The organism is Hyphobacterium sp. (assembly GCF_965229905.1).
Taxonomy (GTDB): domain Bacteria; phylum Pseudomonadota; class Alphaproteobacteria; order Caulobacterales; family Maricaulaceae; genus Hyphobacterium.
Map to the genome: position 1 here is coordinate 503,826 of NZ_OZ245930.1, position 16,930 is coordinate 520,755.

Here is a 16,930-nt window from a genome sequence, read left to right on the forward strand (position 1 = left end):
CAATGAGCGACATGGCGAAGATCAAAGTCGAAACTCCGGTCGTCGAGCTCGATGGCGACGAGATGACCCGCATCATCTGGCAGATGATCAAGGATCATCTGATCTACCCCTATCTCGACATTGATCTGAAATACTACGACCTCTCCATCCAGAAGCGCGACGAAACCGACGACAAGATCACGATCGAAGCCGCCGAGGCGATCAAGCACTACGGCGTCGGCGTCAAATGCGCGACGATCACACCCGACGAGGCGCGTGTTGAAGAGTTCGGCCTGAAGAAGATGTGGCGCTCGCCGAACGGCACGATCCGCAACATTCTCGGCGGCGTCGTGTTCCGTGAACCGATCGTCATCTCCAACGTGCCGCGCCTGGTGCCGGGCTGGACGAAGCCCATGGTCGTCGGCCGGCACGCTTTTGGCGACCAGTATCGCGCCACCGATTTCCGCGTGCCCGGACCGGGCCGGCTGACCATGAAGTTCGAGCCGGCCGATGGCAGCGAGCCGCAGGAATACGAGATTTTCGAATTCCCGAGTTCGGGCGTCGCCATGGGCATGTACAATCTGGACGAGTCGATCCGCGACTTCGCCCGCGCCAGCCTGAATTATGGCCTGCAACGCGGCTGGCCGGTCTATCTGTCGACCAAGAACACGATCATGAAAGCCTATGACGGGCGTTTCAAAGACCTGTTCCAGGACGTGTTCGACGCGGAGTTCAAGTCGGCCTTCGAAGCCAAGGGCATCTCCTATGAACACCGCCTGATCGACGACATGGTCGCGGCGGCGATGAAATGGTCCGGCGGCTTTGTCTGGGCGTGCAAGAATTATGATGGCGACGTGCAGTCCGACACGGTAGCGCAGGGCTTCGGCTCGCTCGGGCTGATGACGTCGGTGCTGATGAGCCCGGATGGCAAGACCGTCGAGGCAGAAGCTGCTCACGGCACGGTGACGCGTCACTATCGCCAGCACCAGAAGGGCGAGAAGACATCGACCAATTCGATCGCTTCGATCTTTGCCTGGACGCGCGGCCTTGAGCATCGCGGCCGTCAGGATGGCAATGAAGAGCTGATGGCGTTCGCGGCGAAGCTGGAAGATACCGTCATCAAGACCGTCGAGGCCGGCTATATGACGAAGGACCTCGCCTTGCTCGTCGGCGACCAGCAGGGCTGGCTGTCGACCGAGGGCTTCCTGGAGAAAGTCAGCGAACGCTTCGCCGAAGCGATGAAGGCCTAGGCCTCCTCCGGCTTTTCAGCCTTTTCCGCGTCGCCGTAGATTTCCTCCCGGGCACGGGTGATGCGGGCCCGGGCGGCATCTCCGGACATGCCAAAATCCTGCAGCGCGCACACGGCGAGCTGCAGCGCCGCCTCGGCGGCTTCGTGGATCACGAAATCCGCCCCGGCGGCGATCAGCGTGTCGGCGTGTTCGCGGTCCATGGCTCGGGCCGTGATCGGCACATTGTTGCGGCGTGACCGGACGGCCTTCACCACGCGTTCCGCTTTGGCAGGATTGTCGACGGTGACGATGATCTGGGCTGCATTTTCAAGCCCGGCCTTGTCGAGCACTTCGGAACGGCCGGCATCGCCGTAGAAGATCTGCGCACCCTCCTTGCGGAATTTCTGGACACGCTTGGGGTCGGAGTCGATCGCGATCACAGTGGCATTTTCCTCGCCCAGCAGCTCGCCGAGCATGCGGCCGACGCGGCCATAACCTGCGATGATGACATGTCCGTCTTGCGGCTCGTCGTCCGGCACGCGTTTCACGCTTTCATCATAGGATTCCAGCTTCTTCGCGACGCTTGCACCCAACCGCGCGGTGAGCGGCGCCACCAGCATGGTGACGCCGGCGATCGCCGTGACGACGCCGCTGGTCTGGGTATCGACGACGCCTGAAGCCAGTGCAGCGCCGAGCACGACGAAGGCAAACTCGCCGGCCGGTCCGAGGAGCGTCGCCACGCGGAGCCCGCTCGCGCGTCCGCGGCCGAAGAGGCGTGCACCGATATAGGCGATCGCTGCTTTGCCAAGGATTAGGGCAAGCGCACCGCCGAGGATCAGCCTCCATTGCTCCAGCACCGCCATCGGATCGATGCTCATGCCGACTGTCATGAAGAACAGACCGATCAACAATCCCTTGAAAGGTTCGAGATCGACTTCGATCTGCGTCTTGAACTCGGTTTCACCCATCAGCAAACCGACCAGGAAGGCGCCGAGCGCCATCGACAAGCCGGCCGAGGCGGTGGCCACCGACGCGCCGATAACAGCCAGCAGGGTCAACGCCAGCATCATCTCTCGCCCGCCCTCCCCGGCCGCGAGGTGGAAGGCGGGACGCAGCACATAGCGGCCGACCAGCGCGATCACGGCAACCGCAATGCCGCCGCCAATGACGGCCTGACCGATCGCGGGCAACAGGGCGCCTCCGCCAAGCGACAGGAACCCAACCAGGATGAGGATCGGCGCGACCATGAGGTCCTGGAACAGGAGCACGGCGAAGGCGGTACGCCCGGTATTGGTCGCGGCTTGTCGTTCCTCGATCAGCATCTGCATTACGATGGCGGTCGAGGACAGGGCCAGCGCCAGCGCAATCACGACCGCGGCGCTGGTATCGACGCCGAAGGCAGCCAGCACGATCCCGATGATAACCGCCGAAGCCAGCACCTGGACGGCGCCGAGGCCAAACACCTCTTTGCGCAGCGACCAGAGCCGGCCGAACGACAATTCCAGGCCGAGCATGAACAAAAGGAAGAGCACGCCAGCTTCGGCGAACGGTTCGGCCGCGTGCGGGTCGCTAATGGTAACGAAATGCAAGAGCGGCTGGGTGTCGGTAAAGCGGCCCAAGCCAAACGGTCCCAACAGGACGCCGGCCAGCAAAAAAGCCAGCACGGCGCTTTGCCGCAGGGCGCGGAAAGCCGGAGCCGCGATGCCCGCCGCGACGAGGAACACCACAAGGTCCTTGAGTGCCGGTTCGTATTCCATGCAGGTCCGCCCCTTCGCGATTGAAACAGCCTACACGATTCCGCGCGAGGTCAGCCGGCCAATACCGCCTTGATGGCGTCAATTGCGTGTTGTGCGCGGCCACCATCCGGTCCACCGGCCTGGGCGAAATCCGGACGGCCGCCGCCGCCCTTGCCACCGACCTCGCCCGCGCCGGCGCGCACCAGGTCTACCGCGTTGAAACGGTCCTTGAGGTCATCGGTGACGCCGACCGCAAGCGCGGCCTTGCCGTCATTAACCCCGATGAAGACCGCAATGCCGGAGCCCATCTGCTGCTTGGCTTCGTCGATCAGGCCGCGAAGATCCTTGCCGCCAACGCCCTCGGCAACGCGGCCGATGAAATTGATGTCTGCAATCTTCTCGGGTCCGGCGGGCGCCGCTCCGCCTCCGCCGCCCATGGCCAATTGCTTTTTCGCTTCGGCGAGCTGGCGTTCCAGTTGCTTGCGCTCGTCGAGCAGGGATTTGAGGCGCGCCGGAACATCGGCGGCGGGCACTTTGAGCGTTTCCGCCGATGCTTTGGCAAGCCCGGCCTGGGTTTCGAGATGCTGCAGCGCAGCTTCCCCGGTCAGCGCTTCGATCCGTCGTACGCCGGCCGACACCGCGCTTTCGGCGACAATCTTGAACAGGGCGATATCGCCTGTGCGAGCCACATGGGTCCCACCGCAAAGCTCGACGGAATACGGCTTGCCGGTCGCCGCAAGATCGTCGCCCATGGTCAGAACGCGGACCTTGTCACCGTATTTTTCGCCGAACAGGGCCAGCGCCCCCGCTTCGATGGCGGCGTCCGGCGCCATTTCCTGTGTCGCGACCGCAACATTCTGGCGGATCACGGCGTTCACATCGGCCTCGATGCGCGCAATCTCGTCCACGGTCACGGCGCCATTGTGCGAGAAGTCGAAGCGCAACCTATCCGGGCCGACATAGGAGCCCTTCTGCGAGACGTGGCTGCCCAGAACGTCGCGCAAAGCGCGGTGCATCAGGTGGGTCGCCGAGTGATTGGAGCGCGTACGATTGCGGCGCACGTCATCCACGCGCAGCGTTGCGCGCTCACCCGGCGCGATGTCGCCGCTTTCCAGGACGCCGGCGTGAGCAAACACCTCGCCCGCGCGCTTTTGCGTATCATGCACGATGAAGCGGGCGCCATTAGCGAATTCGATTGTGCCGGCATCGCCGATCTGGCCGCCGGATTCCCCGTAGAAAGGCGTTTGATCGAAGATCAGCTCGCCGCTTTGGCCCGCGGTCAGGCGATCGACCCTGTCGCCTCCGGCCACGATCGCTTTGAGCGCGCCATCGGCAGAGGCGGTGTCGTAGCCAAGAAAGGCACTGTCGCTAGCCTCATCGCGTACCGCGAACCAGACGGTGTCAGGCGCGACCTCGCCTGACTGGAATCCCGCCGCGCGCGCTTTTTCGCGCTGTTTGTCCATCGCGGCATTAAACCCGTCCTCGTCGACGGTCATGCCGCGGGCGCGCAAGGCGTCCTGGGTCAAATCGAGTGGGAAACCGTAGGTATCGTAGAGCTTGAAGGCGGTCTCACCCGGCAGAGCTTCACCATCCTTGAGGTCCATGACGGCTTCGTCGAGCAGCGCCAGGCCGCGGCCCAGCGTGCGCTGGAAGCGCTCTTCCTCGGCCGCCAGCGTCGATTCAATCATGCTCCGTGCGCGCCCCAGCTCCGGGAAGGCATCGCCCATCTGGTTGACGAGTTCACCGACCAGGCGGTGCATGACCGGTTCGCTGGCGCCCAGGAGGTGAGCATGGCGCATGGCGCGGCGCATGATGCGGCGCAGCACATAACCGCGCCCTTCATTGGACGGCATGACGCCATCGGCCATCAGGAACGCCGAAGAGCGGAGGTGATCGGCGATCACGCGGTGGCTGGCGAGCCCTTCTCCCTCGGCCTTGGCCGACAACACATCCTCGGAATTGGCGATAAGCGCCTGGAACAGGTCGATCTCGTAATTGTTGTGGACGCCCTGGAGGACGGCCGCGATGCGTTCCAGCCCCATGCCAGTGTCGATAGACGGCTTGGGCAGGCTGATGCGTCCGCCACCGGCCTGTTGTTCGAACTGCATGAAGACGAGATTCCAGATCTCGATGAAGCGGTCACCGTCCTCTTCCGGTGTGCCCGGCGGACCGCCGGGAATATCCGGACCGTGATCATAAAAAATCTCCGAGCACGGGCCACAGGGCCCGGTATCGCCCATCATCCAGAAATTGTCAGAAGTGGCGATGCGGATGATGCGGTCATCGGGCAGGCCGGCGATCTTCTTCCAGAGATCGTGCGCCTCGTCATCCTCAGCGAAGATGGTGACCAGCAGCTTGTCCTTGGCGAGGCCGAATTCGCCGGTTATCAGCGACCACGCATAGTCGATCGCGTCTTCCTTAAAATAGTCGCCAAAAGAGAAATTGCCGAGCATTTCAAAGAAGGTGTGGTGGCGCGCTGTATAGCCGACATTGTCGAGATCATTGTGCTTGCCGCCGGCGCGCACGCATTTCTGCGAAGTCGCGGCGCGCGGCGGATCGCGGCGCTCCTGACCGGTGAAGACATTCTTGAACTGGACCATGCCGGCATTGGTGAAGAGCAGTGTCGGGTCGTCCTTGGGCACCAGCGGGCTGGACGGCAGCACGGCGTGATCGCGGTCCTCGAAAAAGCCGAGGAAGTTTTTGCGGATGTCGCGCAGGCTGGTCATGTTTCCCGTCCGGTCAGTTGCTCCGCCCCCATATAGAAACGGGTGCCCGGTCTCGCCAAGCACCCGTTGCTGCAATGCGGAAAATATTCGCGGCCGGACGCCGCTGCCAGCGCTCTAGCCGGCGTCGGCAATATCCTCGGCGCTGTCTTCCTCCGATGGTCCGACCAGCATCTCGTCCGCGATCAGGCCGGCATTGGCGCGGACCTTGGATTCGATTGCATTGGCGATGTCGGGATTATCGAGCAGGAATTTGCGGGCATTCTCGCGGCCCTGCCCGATCCGCTCGGAATCGTAGGAATACCAGGAGCCGGATTTCTCGATGACATTCCCCTTCACGCCGAGATCGAGGATCTCGCCCATCTTGGAAATGCCTTCGCCGTAAAGGATGTCGAATTCGACCTCGCGGAAAGGCGGCGCGACCTTGTTCTTTACGACCTTGACGCGGGTCTGGTTGCCAATCACCTCGTCGCGATTCTTGATCTGGCCAATGCGGCGGATATCAAGCCGGACCGAGGAGTAGAATTTCAGCGCATTACCGCCGGTCGTGGTTTCCGGCGAGCCGAACATCACGCCGATCTTCATGCGGATCTGGTTGATGAAGATGACCATGCAGTGCGATTTCGAGATCGAGCCGGTCAGCTTGCGCAAGGCCTGGCTCATCAGGCGGGCCTGCAAACCCGGCAGGCTGTCGCCCATCTCACCCTCAAGCTCGGCGCGCGGGGTCAAAGCCGCGACCGAGTCGATCACCAGCACGTCGACCGCGCCAGAGCGAACAAGCGTGTCGGCGATTTCAAGCGCCTGCTCGCCGGCATCGGGCTGCGAGACCAGCAGTTCACCGACATCAACACCCAGCTTGCCGGCATACACCGGATCCAGCGCGTGTTCGGCATCAATGAAAGCGGCGACACCGCCGCGCTTCTGGCATTCCGCGACGCAGTGCAGGGCAAGTGTCGTCTTGCCCGAGGATTCCGGGCCGTAGATCTCAATGATCCGGCCCTTGGGCAGGCCGCCGACGCCCAGCGCGATATCGAGACCGAGCGATCCGGTCGGGATCGCCTCAATGTCCATTTCCGGGCGTTCGCCCAGCTTCATTACCGAGCCTTTCCCGAAGGCGCGGTCGATTTGTGACAGTGCGGCGTCCAATGCCTTTTTCTTGTTCGAATCCACGTCGCTCACCAGTCGAATCGCTGCTTTGGCCATGCCTAATCCCCTTATTTCACGTCCCCGACCGGGGAGCAATCAAGGGTTTTGTACCGGTTTTGTTCGCGGAACGCAAGGGGAACGTTTTGCCGGACCGTGACGCGATCAGGCCGCGTTCTGCATGTCTCCGCTCAACACTGCCTTCACGCGCTCGGCAAGCTGGGTCAGCGTGAAAGGCTTCGGCAGGAAGGAGATATCACGATCGCGCGAGAGCGTGTCCGAGAACTGCTCCTCCGCATAACCCGAGATGAAGATGACCCGCGTGTCGGCCAGATATTCGGCCGCCTTTTCAAGCAAGCCCGGACCATCGAGGCCGGGCATCACCACGTCTGACACCAGCAGATCGAAGCCGTCTTCGTCGTCGGCCAGAATGTCGAGCGCTTCCTCGCCATCCCCGGCCTCGACCACGTCATAGCCCCGCTTGGCCAGGGTCTTAGCCGCAATCGTGCGGACCGCGCTCTCGTCCTCGACCAAGAGGATTCGGCCCTTGCCGGCCAGGTCCGCCGGCTTGGCCTCGCCCTTCGGCTTGTCCACGGTTTCCGGAGCGGCGTCTTCGGCTGACGCATGCGCCGGCAGGAAAATGCGGAAGGTCGAGCCCTTGCCGAGTTCAGAGTCGACGAACAGGAAGCCGCCGGACTGTTTGACGATACCATAGACCGTCGCCAGCCCGAGGCCGGTGCCCTGCCCGACCGCCTTGGTGGTAAAGAAGGGTTCAAAAATCTTCTGCTGGGTGGCCTCGTCCATGCCAGTGCCTTCGTCGATCACCTCGATCTGGACCCACTCGCCGGGCTCCACATCGGGTGCGCCAGCGGCCAGCACCTCATCGGCCGTGACCGCGGAGGTCCGGATGGTCAGCGTGCCGCCGCCGCTTTCACGCATCGCATCGCGGGCGTTGGCGGCCAGATTCATGATCGCGGTTTCCAGCTGCCCCTTGTCGGCACGGATCGGCGGCACGTCGCGGCCATGCACAATCTCGAGCTTGACGGTTTCCTCAAGGATCTGACGCAACAGGACCGTGAAGTCCGACAGGACATCGGCGACGTCGAGCGCTTCCATGCGGAAGGTCTGCTTGCGTGAGAAGGCGAGCAGTTTCTTTACCAGGCCGGCAGCCCGCGCCACCGTCTGGTTGATCACCTGCAGCTCGCCATAGGAGGGATCGCCGACCGGGTGACGGCCGAGGAGTTCGTCGACATTGAGCCGGATCGCCGTCAGCAGGTTGTTGAAGTCGTGGGCGACACCGCCCGCGAGCTGTCCGACGGCCTGCATCTTATTGCCCTGGCTGAGCTGTTGCTCGAGCTCTTTCCAATGCGTGACATCGATCATGTAGGCCGCCCGCTTGCCGCCACGTGCGGGCGCAAAGACGAGGCGAATATCCACCGGCGGATCGGTTTTCAGGACCGCTTCGGCGGGCTCGCCCTTGCGCGCGGCGTTCTCGAAAACATCCGCCGCATTCCGGCCGCCGCTCCAATCGAAGAGATTGGCGAAAACTGCGCCCGATTTCGCCTTGCCGCCGGACATTTGGACCATTGCCGAATTGGCATCCTCGATCACGGCGGTCGCGGGATCGGAACCCGACAGCCTGGCGACTCCAAACGGGGCGGCTGCGAACATGTCATCAAGCGTCCGCCCGGCCCGACCGCCGGTCGCACCAGATATCGCTTGCGCAACGCCGGCAGGCGTACCGGTGGCGGACAATCCATACATTACGCCGCGTGCGCCGCCCTTCTTTGCCGGATCCCAGCTCAATGCGATAACCGCGTCGGTCTCAATCCCGTCACGACCGGATAGCCGGACATCGAACCGGCATACGCCTTCATCGCCGCGAGAGCCCTCAAGCGCGCGAACCGTGTCCTTGGGCAAGATATCCGACAAAGCCGGCAGCGGATCCTCGGGCGCCAGATCCAACCAGTCCCGGAGCGTGGCGTTGGCGGCGACCAGTTCCGCCTTTGCGGACAGGGCAAACAAGCCCACGGGAGATTGATCGCTCCAATCGGCTGTTGGCACCGAACCGGCGGCGCTGGTTTCGTCAAATACCGGCATTAACCGCCAGGAAATATGCTCCTGTCCAGAGGGGCGTGCCTCAAGGCAATAGCGGGTTTGACCGTCGACGCCCGGCAGATCCGGCAAGCGCTCGCGCGCGACGTCACCCTGACGCGCCGCGCGCGCCAGCCGATAGATCGCGCCGTCGCCGCTAGCCGCCCAGATACGCTCCAGCGCCGGCAGCGTCTGCGCCTGTCCGGTCGAGGAAAAACGTGCTGCAAGATCGCGATAGGCGGCGTTGCCCCAGCGTACCGCCCCGCGGCGGTCGGTCACGAGGACCGGGTCTTCGAGGGTCTCCAGGGCTTCGAGCGCCAACCCGGCAGCTCCGGGCTCCTTGAAGCGCTCGGCCTTCTCCCGCATCGACCGTCCGGCCGCTTCGCCGGCGGCCAGCGCATACAGCATGCCGAATGCGGCGATCGCGATGCCGCAAAGCAGGATGAATCCGTTCCAGACCATGGCCGAGGCGGCAAACAAAGCCACGGCCGATACACTCAAAACACCCAGGCCGATGACCCACTGCAATCCGCGCCGTAACCCGGGCGAGAGAATTGCCGGTTTCATGCTTTCGACGGGTTCTGTGAGATCGGCCATTTCATTGTCCTTATGCGAATCATCGCCCGTGTGGCGAAGTCTAACCCGGTTGCGGTTTCTGTGCGCGTTTTCCGGAGAGCGTCAGCACGTAGCCGATCACTTTCGCGACCGCCTGGAAATGCTCCGCCGGTATGGTCTCGTCGACCTCGACGCTGGCGAACAGGGCGCGCGCCAGCGGCGGATCTTCGACAATGGGTATCTCGTGTTCCTCGGCCAGCCCGCGTATGTTCAATGCCACCTGGTCCACGCCCTTGGCGAGACAGACCGGCGCCGGTGTCTCGCCCTGCTCGTATTTCAGCGCCACGGCGTAGTGGGTCGGGTTGGTGATGACCACGGTCGCATCCGGCACGGCTGCCATCATGCGTTTATTGGCGCGTTCCTGGCGGATCTGGCGCAGCCTGGCGCGCACCTGCGGATCGCCTTCGCTCTGTTTGAGCTCGTCCTTGATTTCGCGGCGGGACATGCGATTACGCTTCATGAAGTTCTGGCGCTGGAAGATGAAGTCCGCCGCTGCAATGAAGGCATAGGCGACGAGCGCAGCCACCAAGACCAGCAGAATGTCGATGCGTATGACGTCCATCAGGGCCGACAGGTCCAACATGGGCATGCCCGCCAACTCGGACCGTTTCGGCCAGATCACGACGAACACCGCGGCCGACACGATGACCAGCTTGCCGACGCCTTTCAGGAAATTCGCAATGCCCTGCGGACCGAACATGCGCTTCACACCGTCGACTGGATTCAGCTTCGACAGCTTGGGCTGCATTTTTTCGGCGGTGAACAACAAGCCGGTTTGCATCAGGTGTCCAGCCAGACCGGCCAGTGCGATCACGCCGAAGGCTAATCCGGTGGCGGCAATCACACGCCAGCCGAGCGCCATGCTCTCGGCCCGCAGAGCGGCCGGCTCGAGGCTCAAAGCATGCGCGTTGCTCAAGAACAGACTCAAATCGCCCGACAGCGAGCGCACCGCTGAGGGCGCCATCAAGCCAATCACAACCAGGCCGGAGGCCAACACAAACCAGCCGGGAATCTCCTGGGATTTCGGCACGTCGCCTTTCTTGCGGGCATCCTGCAAGCGGCGCTGTGTCGGCTCCTCTGTTTTCTGGCTTTCGTCCTGGTCTTCGGCCATGGGCTAGTTGAACTCCACGGCGAACTGCTCGATCCGCGATAGCCACAGCGTTGCCATGGCGCCGAGCGCGATCGAGGTGATGAACAGGCCGGCCATGATGTTGGATGGCATAGCAATGAAGAAGATCTGCGCCTGCGGCATTAGCCGGGACAGGATGCCGAGGCCGAAATAGAAGACGAGCCCGAACACGATCAGCGGCGAGGCCATCTGCACACCGATCATGAAGGCATCGGCGAACGCGCCCAGCGCCCATTGCGCGGCATCCTCGACCATCGGCGCCTGGCCGATCGGAAACAGCATGTATGAGCCCTGCGCCGCCTGAAGCAGCAAATGGTGCGTATTGGTCACCATCAGCAGGACAAGGAAAGTCAGGTTCAGAAAGGTGGACAGCAATGCCCCCTGCTGTCCCTGCGAGGGATCGAAGAACTGCGCCATGGCGAGGCCGCTTTGCTGGCCGATGACCTGACCTGCGACCGATGCCGAGGCCATGAACATGCGGGCCACAGCGCCAATCATGAGGCCGATCACGACTTCGGTTATGATCAGCCCGGCAACACGCATGGGCTGTTCCGGCACCGGTGGTAATTCGCTGGCCAGCATCGGGCCCAGCGCCAACGCGAACAGCAAGGCGAAGGACAACCGGATGCGCGGCGGGATGCTGCCTTCGCCAAATCCCGGCAGGAGCATGAGAATTGCGCCCAGACGCGCAAAGATCAGGGCGCCGGCGAACACCAAGAGCTGCGGGTCCGCAATCATGTGGATACGATCCGGTCGAAAATACCGTTCATGAAGGCCGACATCAGCGCCCCCATCATCGGCAGGAAGATCAAGAGCGCGACGAAAATCGCAATGATTTTCGGTACGAAGACGAGCGTCATTTCCTGGACCTGGGTCAGCGCCTGGAACAGGGCGATGACGACACCGACGGCCAGTCCGATCAGCATGATCGGTGCCGCCATGGCAAGCATCAACCAGATCGCGTCGCGCGCAATATCGAGGACTTCGGGTCCGGTCATGCGGCTTCTCCGCACCGTGAGGGTTACAGTTTCGTGAGTTTACGCTCCCGCCGTTCGCGTTAAGAAAGGGTCAACAATCGTAAACGCCCTCATCTTGGGGAGGATTCCATGAAAGAGTTTTTGATCGGCGTCAGCGCATTCGCGCTGCTCGCGGCCTGTTCCGAGCCCGCTGATAACGAGATCGAAGCCAATGGCGCAGCCTCGACGGCCGAGTCGTCGGCCGATACCACGGCCGCTGCCGGCGAGACCGAGACAGAAAGCGAGCGCCTGATGGCGTTTTTCGACGAGGTCTTCCAGGCCGAACTGGCATTGAGCCCGCAGGGTCAGACCTTCCTGGGACTGACTGACAACACGAACGCTTATGGCCAATGGGATGATCCGTCACGCGAAGCCTTCGAGGCGGGTCAGGAGCGCGCGCGCGGCTATCTGACCACATTGCGCGATGATTTCGATTACGACGCGCTGACTCCGCAGGCTCAGGTCTCCTACCGGTTTTTCGAATTCGTCCAGGAAAACCAGCTCGAGCAGGGCGAGTTCTGGGACCACAATTATATTTTCACCCAGTTCTTCGGACCGCACAGCAATGCGCCGTCAATGCTGATCGGCTATCACCGGGTGTCCGATTATGACGATGCGGAAGCTTATGTGCGCCGCCTCGAGAACTTCGGCGGTGTGATGAACACCATCATTGATCAGGCCGATGAACGTGCGCAACAGGGCATTCTGCCGCCGGCCTTCGCCTATCAGACGATCATCAATACGGCGCGCGGCATGATCACCGGCGCGCCGTTTGATGACGGCGAAGCCGACTCGCCGCTGTGGGCCGATTTCACGAGCAAGCTTGACGGCCTTGAGGACGTTGACGGCGAGGCTGCGGAGGCGCTCCGCGAGCGTGCGCGCACGGCGCTCGTGGACGGTGTGGGTCCGGCCTATGAGCGTTTGATCAACGTCATGGGCGAGCATGAGGAGATGGCGCAATCGCTGGAGATTGACGGCGTCTCCCGGCTGCCGCGCGGTGAAGCCTATTACGAGGCGCAGGTTGCGAATTATACGACGCGCAGCGATGTCGACGCCGAATGGGTGCACAATACCGGTCTTGCCGAGGTCGAGCGCATTCATGGCGAGATGCGCGATATCATGGCCGAGGTCGGGTTCGAGGGCACGCTGCAGGACTTCTTCGAGTTCATGCGTACCGACGAGCAGTTCTACTATTCAAACACCGAGGAGGGCCGGCAACGCTATCTCGATGAAGCGACCGCCTTCATCGACACGATCAGCGAAGCCTTGCCGGATTATTTTGGCCGCCTGCCGCAGGCCGAACTCGAAGTGCGCGCAGTCGAGGCGTATCGCATCGAGACCGCCACCGGCGCCTTCTACGAGCCCGGTCCGCTCGATGGCTCGGCTCCGGGCGCCTATTATGTGAACCTGTCACAGATGCAGGAATTGCCGGTCTACCAGATGGAAACGCTGGCCTATCATGAAGGCAATCCGGGTCACCACATGCAGGTGGCGATCAGCCAGGAACTGGACGATGTGCCGATGTTCCAGCGGGTCACCTGGTATTCCTCCTATGGCGAGGGCTGGGCGCTCTATGCCGAAGCGCTGGGCAAGGATATGGGCTTCTTTACCGACCCTTATCAGGATTTCGGTCGCCTGAGCTACGAGGTCTTCCGGGCTGCGCGCATGGTCGTGGATACCGGTATCCACCATTATGACTGGAGCGAGCAGGAAGCGATGGACTACATGCTCGCGAATACGCCGATGACCGAAGGCGATATCCGCAATGAGGTGCGCCGTTACATCGTTTGGCCGGGTCAGGCGATCTCCTACAAGACCGGCATGCTGACCATTCTTGAGCTGCGCCAGCGCGCAATGGACGCGTTGGGCGACGAATTCGATTATGGCGAGTTCCACGACGTGGTTCTGGGCAATGGATCGGTGCCGCTGACGCTGCTGAGCGATCTGATCGATGCGTACATTGCCGATGCGCAGGCGGAGGGCGAATAACATGAAGCGTCTCCCTGCCTTTCTGACGTCCGTTTCGCTGGCGGCCTTGCTGGCGGCCTGCAGCCCCAGCAGTGAGGCCCCGGACAGCGAGCCGCCGGCAACAGGCGTCTCGGACGATGCCGCCAATGACAACGACGCTGAAGACACTCAGGACGAGGTCAGTGAATCCGAACGCCTGAATGCGTGGTTTCACGACGTGTTCGAGGCCAATCTCGACCGCTTTCCCGTGTCGCAGACCTTCCTCGGACGACGCACGGACTATGATCAATGGAATGACGTTTCTCCGGCCTTCCAGGCCGAAACGGTGGCCATCGCCCAAGCGAATCTCAGCGAGATGCAGTCAGAATTCGAGTTCGAGGCGCTGGACGAGTCGGCGCAGATTTCCTGGCAGATGTTCGAACGCAATGTCGATCGCCAGGTCGAGGGCCAACGCTGGCAGGACCATGGCTATATCTTCACGCCGCGCGCCGGCCCGCACAGCTTCGTCGCGTCCTTCCTGATCGGTCAGCACCGCGTTACCTCGCTTTCGGACGCCGAGGCCTATGTCGGGCGTCTCAACAATGTCGGCGCCTTCCTCGATCAGTCGATGGTCAATGCGGAGCGCGCCTACGACATGGGCGTGCGCACGGCGCGCTGGACTTATGCGCCGATGATCGCCACGTCCCGCAACATCATCACTGGCCACCCGTTCGACGAGGGTCCGGACTCGCCGATCATGGCTGACTTCCGCAGCAAGGTCGAAGCGCTGGAAATCAGCGATGCCGAACAGGCTCGGCTGATCGCCGAGGCGGAAGCCGCGCTCACGGGCGTCCTGCAGCCGGCTTATGAGCGCATGATTGCCATGTTCGAGGACATGGAAGCGGGCGCGAATGACGATGACGGCGCGTGGACTATGCCTGAGGGCGGTGACTATTACGCCTTCATGCTGGAGGGCTACACGACCACCGACATGACGCCGGAAGAGATCCATGAGCTGGGCCTCGCCGAAGTCGAGCGCATTCATGGCGAGATGCGCGATATCATGGCCGAGGTCGGGTTCGAGGGCACGCTGCAGGACTTCTTCGAGTTCATGCGTACCGATGAGCAATTCTACTATCCCAACACGATCGCGGGCCGGGCGGATTATCTGGCCGAGGCGACGCGGCTCATCGAGGCAATGCATGAGGCGCTGCCGGCCTATTTCAATACTTTCCCGGAGGCCGATCTGGAGGTCGTGCGGGTCGAGCCTTTCCGCGAGGCGTCCGCCGGGAAAGCGTTCTACAATCGCCCCGCGGAGGATGGGTCACGCCCGGGCCGTTACTACGCCAATCTGCGCGACATGGCCGACATGCCGACTTACCAGATGGAGGCCCTGGCCTATCATGAAGGCATTCCGGGCCATCACATGCAGCTGGCGATCATGCAGGAACTCGATGGCATTCCGGCCTTTCGCCGATTTGGCGGTGTCACCGCCTACACCGAGGGCTGGGGGCTCTATTCGGAATATTTGCCGCTGGAGATGGGCTTCTATGAGGACCCGTATTCAAACTTCGGGCGGCTGGCGATGGAGCTGTGGCGGGCTTGCCGGCTCGTGGTCGATACCGGTCTGCACCATTATCGCTGGACCCGTCAGGAAGCGGTCGATTATCTCGCCGAAAACACGCCCAACCCGCAGGGCGACATCCAGAATGCCATTGATCGCTACATCGTTATTCCGGGGCAGGCCACGGCCTACAAGATCGGCATGAACGAGATCCTGCGATTGCGTTCCGAGGCACAGGAACAACTCGGTGACGACTTCACCATGGGCGCCTTCCACGATGTGGTTCTGACACAGGGTGCGATGCCGCTATCCATGCTCGAAGAGCGCGTCAATGCGTGGGTGGAGGAGACGCGAGGGGAATAGCTTCGGCCCAGCCGGCTTTCTCCCCCCGTTCACGGGGGGAGTGTCGCCCACGGGTCCGACCGGAGGTCGGCCCGAGGACAGGCTCCGCGACGAGGGGGGCATCCGCCCCCTCCACCCCTTCGGGGTCCCCCTCCCCCGGGCGCGGGGGAGGAAAACGATCTAGAGCTTCACCCGGCCGATTATCAGATCGGCATTTTCAGGATGTCGTTATAGGCGCGGATGACTTCGTCACGGACCGCCATGACGGTTTCGAGCTGGACTTCCGCGGCGGCCACGGCGGTCACGACATCAACCAGTTCGGTCTCACCGATTGCGGCGCTGGCCGTCAGCTGCTCGGCCTGGACCAGCGAGGCATTGGTCGATTCCAGCGCGCCCTGCACCATTTCGGTGAATTTCTGACCAGCCGTCTCCGTGGCCTGATTGGAACCGGCCGCGCCCTGGCTGGCCGCCTGGGCGATTTCGTATGCGCGTATTCCTGTGAGATCCGCGGCCATGGCCTAGCCTCCTATCGGCGCAGGAGATCCAGCGCGCGCTCCATCATGCGCCGGCTGGATTCCACCATGTTGAGATTGGCTTCGTAAGCGCGGATCGCTTCGCGCATATCCATCGCCTCGATCAGCGTGTTCACATTCGGATAGAGGACATAGCCATCGGCATCAGCCGCCGGATGCCCCGGCTCGTGCTCGATGACAAAATCCGACATGTCCGGCGCGGCGCGGGTCATGCGCACCATTTCAAGGCCCGTGGCGCGATCCAGCTCGGCTTCGAATATCGGCACCTGCCGGCGATAGGGTTCGCCGCCTGGCGTCTGCGCAGTGGATTCCGCATTCGCCAAATTTTCCGCGATGATCCGCATCCGGGCCGATTGCGCCCGCAAGCCCGCGGCGGCGACCGACAATGCGTCCGATGCGTCACTCATCTATCGGCTCCTATCGTCCCACGGGCCGTGCGGCCATGCGCATCAGGCCGAGGCTTTTCTGGTACAGCGACAAAGCCGCCTCGTATTGCAGCCTGTTTTCCTGCGCGCGAACGAGCTGCTCCTCAATCACAACCGAATTGCCATTGATGGTCGTTTCACTGTCCGGCGCATCGTGCGCCTCGTACTGCCGTGAAGTGACGGACCCGCTGGCGGATCCCCGCAGTTCTGCCTGCAAGGCGCGGTGGAATTCGGCACGCGAAATGTCCTGCGGTGTGTAACCGGGCGTATTCGAATTCGCGATATTGCGTGTGAGCAAGTCATGCCGCTGGCTGTGAAAAGCCATCGACTCACGCAAGATTGCCAGTGTTGGCGCGTTGTCCAGACTCATTGTCCACTCCGGCCTGTTGAGAATGAAGCTGGGCTGTGCCGCTTAACGCCGCGTTAAGCAGGAAGGATTTGCCGGTTTGGACGTC

At 62.5% G+C, this 16,930-nt stretch carries 13 protein-coding genes; 3 read left to right on the forward strand and 10 right to left on the reverse strand.

The window, feature by feature from the left end:
• Positions 1-11: 11 nt before the first annotated feature.
• Positions 12-1,229, forward strand: coding sequence for an NADP-dependent isocitrate dehydrogenase (locus tag ACO08C_RS02550; protein ID WP_421787264.1), 1,218 nt, complete (start codon positions 12-14; stop codon positions 1,227-1,229).
• Here the strand turns inward: ACO08C_RS02550 and ACO08C_RS02555 are convergent.
• The 7 genes from ACO08C_RS02555 to fliQ form a co-directional block, all read right to left on the reverse strand.
• Positions 1,226-2,965, reverse strand: a complete 1,740-nt coding sequence (locus ACO08C_RS02555) for a cation:proton antiporter (protein ID WP_421787266.1) — start codon at positions 2,963-2,965, stop codon at positions 1,226-1,228. The genes ACO08C_RS02550 and ACO08C_RS02555 overlap by 4 nt on opposite strands.
• A 50-nt stretch (positions 2,966-3,015) precedes the next feature.
• On the reverse strand, positions 3,016-5,670 hold the full coding sequence (gene alaS / locus ACO08C_RS02560; RefSeq protein WP_421787268.1) for an alanine--tRNA ligase: 2,655 nt from the start codon (positions 5,668-5,670) through the stop codon (positions 3,016-3,018).
• Between the two features lie 114 nt (positions 5,671-5,784).
• A complete protein-coding gene (gene recA, locus ACO08C_RS02565) occupies positions 5,785-6,870 on the reverse strand; it encodes a recombinase RecA (RefSeq protein WP_421787270.1) in 1,086 nt (361 codons plus the stop codon).
• 105 nt (positions 6,871-6,975) lie between these two features.
• A complete protein-coding gene (locus ACO08C_RS02570) occupies positions 6,976-9,501 on the reverse strand; it encodes an ATP-binding protein (RefSeq protein ID WP_421787272.1) in 2,526 nt (841 codons plus the stop codon).
• Between the two features lie 40 nt (positions 9,502-9,541).
• A complete protein-coding gene (gene flhB / locus ACO08C_RS02575; protein ID WP_421787274.1) occupies positions 9,542-10,630 on the reverse strand; it encodes a flagellar biosynthesis protein FlhB in 1,089 nt (362 codons plus the stop codon).
• Positions 10,631-10,633: 3 nt separating this feature from the next.
• The gene (gene fliR / locus ACO08C_RS02580) at positions 10,634-11,386 is read right to left on the reverse strand and encodes a flagellar biosynthetic protein FliR (protein WP_421787276.1); all 753 of its coding nucleotides are present in this window, start codon (positions 11,384-11,386) and stop codon (positions 10,634-10,636) included.
• Complete coding sequence (gene fliQ / locus ACO08C_RS02585; protein WP_421787277.1) at positions 11,383-11,646, reverse strand: flagellar biosynthesis protein FliQ; 264 nt, start codon at positions 11,644-11,646, stop codon at positions 11,383-11,385. The genes fliR and fliQ overlap by 4 nt, the downstream gene beginning before the upstream one ends.
• Positions 11,647-11,754: 108 nt before the next feature.
• Between fliQ and ACO08C_RS02590 the strand changes: the two genes are divergently transcribed.
• The gene (locus tag ACO08C_RS02590; RefSeq protein ID WP_421787279.1) at positions 11,755-13,653 is read left to right on the forward strand and encodes a DUF885 domain-containing protein; all 1,899 of its coding nucleotides are present in this window, start codon (positions 11,755-11,757) and stop codon (positions 13,651-13,653) included.
• 1 nt (position 13,654) lies between these two features.
• A complete protein-coding gene (locus ACO08C_RS02595; protein ID WP_421787281.1) occupies positions 13,655-15,538 on the forward strand; it encodes a DUF885 domain-containing protein in 1,884 nt (627 codons plus the stop codon).
• Between the two features lie 182 nt (positions 15,539-15,720).
• Here ACO08C_RS02595 and ACO08C_RS02600 read toward each other — a convergent pair whose 3' ends face one another.
• Genes ACO08C_RS02600 through ACO08C_RS02610 form a run of 3 tightly spaced genes read right to left on the reverse strand, consistent with a single transcriptional unit; the run spans position 15,721 to position 16,845 of the window.
• On the reverse strand, positions 15,721-16,032 hold the full coding sequence (locus ACO08C_RS02600) for a flagellar hook-basal body complex protein FliE (RefSeq protein WP_421787282.1): 312 nt from the start codon (positions 16,030-16,032) through the stop codon (positions 15,721-15,723).
• Between the two features lie 11 nt (positions 16,033-16,043).
• On the reverse strand, positions 16,044-16,457 hold the full coding sequence (flgC, locus tag ACO08C_RS02605; protein ID WP_421787284.1) for a flagellar basal body rod protein FlgC: 414 nt from the start codon (positions 16,455-16,457) through the stop codon (positions 16,044-16,046).
• A 10-nt stretch (positions 16,458-16,467) separates the two neighbouring features.
• On the reverse strand, positions 16,468-16,845 hold the full coding sequence (locus ACO08C_RS02610) for a flagellar basal body rod protein (protein ID WP_421787286.1): 378 nt from the start codon (positions 16,843-16,845) through the stop codon (positions 16,468-16,470).
• Between the last annotated feature and the right edge of the window lie 85 nt (positions 16,846-16,930).

Bases quoted from the DNA above. Each gene is read 5' to 3' on its own strand.
- ACO08C_RS02590 (WP_421787279.1), top strand. From the start codon at position 11,755: ATGAAAGAGTTTTTGATCGGCGTCAGCGCATTCGCGCTGCTCGCGGCC.
- alaS (WP_421787268.1), bottom strand. From the start codon at position 5,670: ATGACCAGCCTGCGCGACATCCGCAAAAACTTCCTCGGCTTTTTCGAG.
- ACO08C_RS02550 (WP_421787264.1), top strand. From the start codon at position 12: ATGGCGAAGATCAAAGTCGAAACTCCGGTCGTCGAGCTCGATGGCGAC.
- ACO08C_RS02570 (WP_421787272.1), bottom strand. From the start codon at position 9,501: ATGGCCGATCTCACAGAACCCGTCGAAAGCATGAAACCGGCAATTCTC.
- fliR (WP_421787276.1), bottom strand. From the start codon at position 11,386: ATGATTGCGGACCCGCAGCTCTTGGTGTTCGCCGGCGCCCTGATCTTT.
- flgC (WP_421787284.1), bottom strand. From the start codon at position 16,457: ATGAGTGACGCATCGGACGCATTGTCGGTCGCCGCCGCGGGCTTGCGG.
- fliQ (WP_421787277.1), bottom strand. From the start codon at position 11,646: ATGACCGGACCCGAAGTCCTCGATATTGCGCGCGACGCGATCTGGTTG.
- ACO08C_RS02595 (WP_421787281.1), top strand. From the start codon at position 13,655: ATGAAGCGTCTCCCTGCCTTTCTGACGTCCGTTTCGCTGGCGGCCTTG.
- recA (WP_421787270.1), bottom strand. From the start codon at position 6,870: ATGGCCAAAGCAGCGATTCGACTGGTGAGCGACGTGGATTCGAACAAG.
- ACO08C_RS02555 (WP_421787266.1), bottom strand. From the start codon at position 2,965: ATGGAATACGAACCGGCACTCAAGGACCTTGTGGTGTTCCTCGTCGCG.
- ACO08C_RS02600 (WP_421787282.1), bottom strand. From the start codon at position 16,032: ATGGCCGCGGATCTCACAGGAATACGCGCATACGAAATCGCCCAGGCG.
- flhB (WP_421787274.1), bottom strand. From the start codon at position 10,630: ATGGCCGAAGACCAGGACGAAAGCCAGAAAACAGAGGAGCCGACACAG.
- ACO08C_RS02610 (WP_421787286.1), bottom strand. From the start codon at position 16,845: ATGAGTCTGGACAACGCGCCAACACTGGCAATCTTGCGTGAGTCGATG.